Genomic DNA, 4,474 nt, shown 5'->3' with positions numbered 1-4,474 from the left:
GTTCGGGGCTGGCCGGGGTGGAGCGGCGGCTGGGTACATTCGACGGCGTCCTGGCCGTCAGCTCACCCGCGGGCGGCCCCACCATGGTCACCATGGAGATCCCTTGCGTGTAGTCCTGGCCGAAGACCTCTTCCTGCTGCGCGACGGTCTCGTACGACTCCTTCAGGCACACGGGTTCGAGATCGCCGCGGCCGTCGAGAGCGGGCCCGAGCTGGCCCGCGCGCTGGCCGAGCTGGACCCGGACGTCGCCGTGGTGGACGTACGGCTGCCGCCGACGCACACCGACGAGGGGCTCCAGTGCGCGCTGGACGCCCGGCGGGAGCGCCCCGGGCTGCCGGTGCTGGTGCTCTCGCAGCACGTGGAGCAGTTGTACGCACGCGAGTTGCTGGCCGACGGCAGCGGCGGGGTGGGGTATCTGCTCAAGGACCGGGTGTTCGACGCCGAGCAGTTCGTGGACGCCGTACGGCGGGTCGCGGCGGGCGGTACGGCGATGGACCCGCAGGTGATCCAGCAGCTGCTGGCCCGGCGGGCGGCCGACGACGAGCCGCTCGCCCGGATCACGCCCCGGGAGCGGGAAGTGCTCGAACTGATGGCGCAGGGGCGGTCGAACGCGGCGATCGCCGCCAGACTCGTCGTCACGGAACGGGCGATCGCCAAGCACACCGCCAACATCTTCACCAAACTGGGCCTTGAGGTGTCGGACGACGACAATCGACGCGTTCTGGCGGTGCTCGCGTTCCTGGACCGGGGCCGGTGAGCAGACCTTCATTCTCTGTAACTCCCGCTGCTCAGGCGGTGGTTGCCCGCCCAGGGACAGGTAAACCTCTGATTTGTTTGTGGGACGGCTGAACACCCATGGGGCGCCGTGCGTATGGGATGGCGCCGCTTCACTCCTGTCGGGCGCCTCGATAGCCCCGAAAAAGGAAGTCAGAGGAGTTCCATGGGACGCAATACACGTAAACGCCGCTCGTCGATGGCCACGAAGGCCATAGCCGCGTCGGCGGCCCTAGCGCTCGGCGGGGGCGGGCTGATCTGGGCGAACTTCTACGCTTCGGCGCACGAGTCGAACAACAACGGCTGGTCGCAGAACCAGACCAAGGCCGCCGCCGCGCAGGTGGCGACCATCTCGTGCCCCGATGTCGGTCAGAAGCTGACGAACGTGCCGCAGGCAGCGCGTCAGGGGGTGGCCACGGAACTTGCCAACCTGGACAAGCAGATCACCGAGGCCTACGCCAGGCTCGCCTCGACGCGACAGGCTCAGGCGGGTGACTCGGGCTTCGTCCAGAACGCCATCGTCGGCCCCCTGAAGGAGAAGCGGGCGGCCACGATCGACCGGATCCGCATCAACATCCAGCGGGTCGGGGGTCAGTTCAACACCTCGCTGAGCCAGCTGGCCGGGTGCACGACGCAGGGCGCGCAGACGAACGCCGGCGGCGGCCAGCAGCAGGGCGGCGGCCAGCAGCAGAACGGCGGTCAACAGCAGGGCGGTCAGCAGCAGGGCGGCGGCCAGCAGCAGAACGGCGGTCAACAGCAGGGCGGCCAGCAGAACGGCGGCCAGCAGCAGGGCAACGGTGGACAGGGCGGCAACGGCCCGGTCGCGGCCGACTTCGTGGACATCACCAAGGTCCAGGGCAACGCCCAGCTCGGCGTGGGCCAGAACGGCCTGAAGGCCAACGGCAACTCGGGCTCGCGCGGCACCTTCACCACCAGGTGCGGCACCAACGGGAACGACAACCACAACACCGACAACGTGATCGTCGCCCCGGGTGTCGCCAACGGCGCCCACCACCTGCACGACTACGTCGGCAACCAGAACAACGACGCCTTCGCGAGCGACCAGGAGCTGGCGGGAGCCTCGACCACCTGCCAGAACCAGGGCGACAAGTCCTCGTACTTCTGGCCGGTGCTGCGTCTGCAGAACGGTCAGCAGGACTTCGACCAGAACAACGACGGCGGCGGCAAGGAGGGCAACGTCGGCAAGATCCTCCAGGCCTCCCAGGCGCAGATCAAGTTCGTCGGCAACAAGAAGGGCAACGTCGTCGCGATGCCGACCGCCCTGCGCATCATCACCGGTGACGCGAAGGCCTTCGTCAACGGCAACGCCAACGCCAACGTGAACTGGTCCTGCACCGGCTTCGAGAACAAGGTGCAACTGCACGACAAGTACCCGATCTGCCCGCAGGGCAGCCAGGTGGTGCGCACGACCGCCTTCCAGAGCTGCTGGGACGGTCAGAACATCGACAGCGCAAACCACCGCACCCACGTGTCGTTCGTCCAGGCCGACGGCACCTGCGCCAACGGCTTCAAGGCGATCCCCCAGCTCCAGGTCCGGCTCGTCTACAACGTCCCGGCCCCGAAGCTGCAGAACGGCACGGTCGTCAACCCCTACGCGGTCGACACCTTCCCGGAGAACCTGCACAAGCCGATCACCGACCACAACGACTTCATCAACTTCTTCTCCCAGAACACGATGAACAAGATGGTCAACTGCATCAACACCGGCAAGAACTGCCAGTGACGCACTGAGAAAGCCGGCGGTGAGGATTCCTCACCGCCGGCTTTCGTGTGTCCGCGTCCTCAGTGGGCGGAGTGCGTGGCACCCATCTTCGAGTGGTCCGTGCCCTCCTCGATGTCCCCGCCGAGCGTCTTGCGCAGCGCCGTGACCGTGCCGGTCGTGTCCCCCACGGCGACCCACTTGCGGCCGACCAGGAAGTGACCGCCGTAGTCCTTGGCCCCGTTGATCCACTCGCGCTGGCCGCGGTCGGTGGCGAAGGTGGCGAGGATGAACTTGCCGTCGGCGTCCTTGGACCTCTTGCACACGGCCTGGCGCAGTTCGTCGGCGTCGATCTGGATGTCGGGCGTGCACTTCACCTCGGCGGCCAGGTGCTCCAGGCTGCCGGTGGCCGCCTGCGGCACCGCGGCGGCCTTCGCGTCACCGCCGGATCCGCAGCCCGCCAGCGCCAGCACCGCGGCCGCGCCGGTCAGCGCGAGCATCGGTCGGGTCAACCTCATCTGTTCCTCCGGTCACGGGGTCACGTCGGACGGGCCCCGGCGGGGGTCCGTCTCCCCCCATACGGCTGTGAGGCACGGGACACTCAAATCCCGGTGCCCCCACGGGTACGGCTGTGCGAAAGTGTGCCGGTGAACGAGGACTGGGAAAAGCGCGTGCTCGCCGCCTGGGCGACTTTCGACGACTATCCGGAGGAACGGGCGGCCGAGTTCAGGTCCGTGATCGACGCCCTCGTGGCAGAGCTGCCCAAGGGCAGTCCGCTCGGTCCCTTCGAGCGGGCCTGCGCCTGGGACTCGACGGGGCACTCCGACAAGGCGGTCCCGCTGTACCGGGAGGCGCTCGAAAAGGGGCTCGGCAAGGAGAACGGCTACAAGGGCCGCCGCGCCAAGATCCAGCTGTCCAGTTCGCTCCGGAACACGGGGTACGCGGAGGAAGGCCTCCAGCTGCTCACCCCGGAACTGGACGCCCCCTCCGACGAGTTGGACGACGCCGTCCGCGCGATGCTCGCGCTGTGCCTTTCCAGCCTCGGCCGGGACCGCGAGGGCCTCTCGCTGGTCCTCGGCGCGCTCGCCCCCCATCTGCCGCGCTACCAGCGGTCGATGGCCAACTACGCGCGCGCCCTGGTCGACCCGGAGGACTGATCCCCCGGGCGGCGGTGACCAACCAACGATTCGCTCGTTCTGCTGAACGTGCAGTCACAGGATGTCGCCCCGCGCCCCGCACCCGGTTCCGGCTCCGCCGCCGACCCCGTCGTCGATGTAGAGCAGGCCGAGGCCGCGCTCGTCGAGCACTATCCCCGGCTGGTCCGGCTCGCCTATCTCGTACTGCCGCCGGGCCTCGGCCGGGGCCGCCGGGTGCTGACCGCGCACGCCCTCGCCCAGCGCGCCCTGCCCCGGGGCCGCGCGGCGAAGCCCGTGATCCCGGCCCAGTCGGCCGGCCGCGAGAGCGACCCCGGCTACGCCTTCGTCCGCCTCCAGGTGGTGCGTACGGCCCTGGAGGCCGGCCGGCCGCTCAGGCGCCGGGCCTGGCCCAAGCGCTCCCAGCTCCCGCCGCTGCTCCCCCAGGTGTGGGGCCTCAGGCTCTTCCCGCGCTCCGGCGGCGCCGACGAACTCGCCCTGGACCAGCACCTGTCGGCGATGTCCGGCCCGGCCCGCGCCGCCTACGTCCTGCGCGGCCTGGAGCAGCTCCCCGACGGCGACGTACGGGCCCTGCTGACAGCGGCGGGCGTGGCCGACGCGGACGCGGCGCTCGACGAGGCCGCCGGCGCCGAGGACGGGTACGCCCTCCTAGACTCCCCCGAGTTCGACCCCTGTTCGCTCCAGGCCCGGCCCACCGACCTGATGCGGCGCAGGCAGCACATGAAGGCCGCGCTCGCCGCCGCGGCGGCCGTCGCGGTGTGCGGGGCGCTGCTCGGCATGCCCGGCGACGGCTGGGGCCCCGACGGCGCCGCCGCACCCCCCTACG

General features: G+C 70.0%; 4 protein-coding genes and 1 pseudogene. 4 read left to right on the top strand and 1 reads right to left on the bottom strand.

The window, feature by feature from the left end:
• Positions 1–103 precede the first annotated feature (103 nt).
• The gene (locus tag EHS43_RS38270; RefSeq protein ID WP_125195201.1) at positions 104–757 is read left to right on the top strand and encodes a response regulator transcription factor; all 654 of its coding nucleotides are present in this window, start codon (positions 104–106) and stop codon (positions 755–757) included.
• Positions 758–940: 183 nt separating this feature from the next.
• Positions 941–2,518, top strand: coding sequence for a DUF1996 domain-containing protein (locus EHS43_RS38265; RefSeq protein WP_125195200.1), 1,578 nt, complete (start codon positions 941–943; stop codon positions 2,516–2,518).
• Between the two features lie 59 nt (positions 2,519–2,577).
• On the opposite strand, the gene EHS43_RS38260 is transcribed toward EHS43_RS38265, so the two are convergent.
• Positions 2,578–3,012 (bottom strand): hypothetical protein, encoded by a 435-nt coding sequence (locus tag EHS43_RS38260; protein WP_125195199.1) that lies wholly within the window; start codon positions 3,010–3,012, stop codon positions 2,578–2,580.
• 111 nt (positions 3,013–3,123) lie between these two features.
• On the opposite strand from EHS43_RS38260, the gene EHS43_RS38255 reads away from it, so the two are divergent.
• Entirely contained in the window at positions 3,124–3,651 is a 528-nt protein-coding gene (locus EHS43_RS38255) for a tetratricopeptide repeat protein (protein ID WP_125195202.1), read from the top strand.
• 48 nt (positions 3,652–3,699) lie between these two features.
• Positions 3,700–4,474 (top strand): annotated as a pseudogene (locus EHS43_RS38250) (hypothetical protein); the annotation flags it as partial.

This window comes from Streptomyces sp. RP5T, assembly GCF_003933965.1.
GTDB lineage: Bacteria > Actinomycetota > Actinomycetes > Streptomycetales > Streptomycetaceae > Streptomyces.
This window is presented reverse-complemented; position numbering and strand designations above follow the sequence as displayed.

Excerpts from the sequence above, each read along its gene's own strand:
- EHS43_RS38260 (WP_125195199.1), bottom strand. The coding sequence starts at position 3,012 with ATGAGGTTGACCCGACCGATGCTCGCGCTGACCGGCGCGGCCGCGGTG.
- EHS43_RS38265 (WP_125195200.1), top strand. The coding sequence starts at position 941 with ATGGGACGCAATACACGTAAACGCCGCTCGTCGATGGCCACGAAGGCC.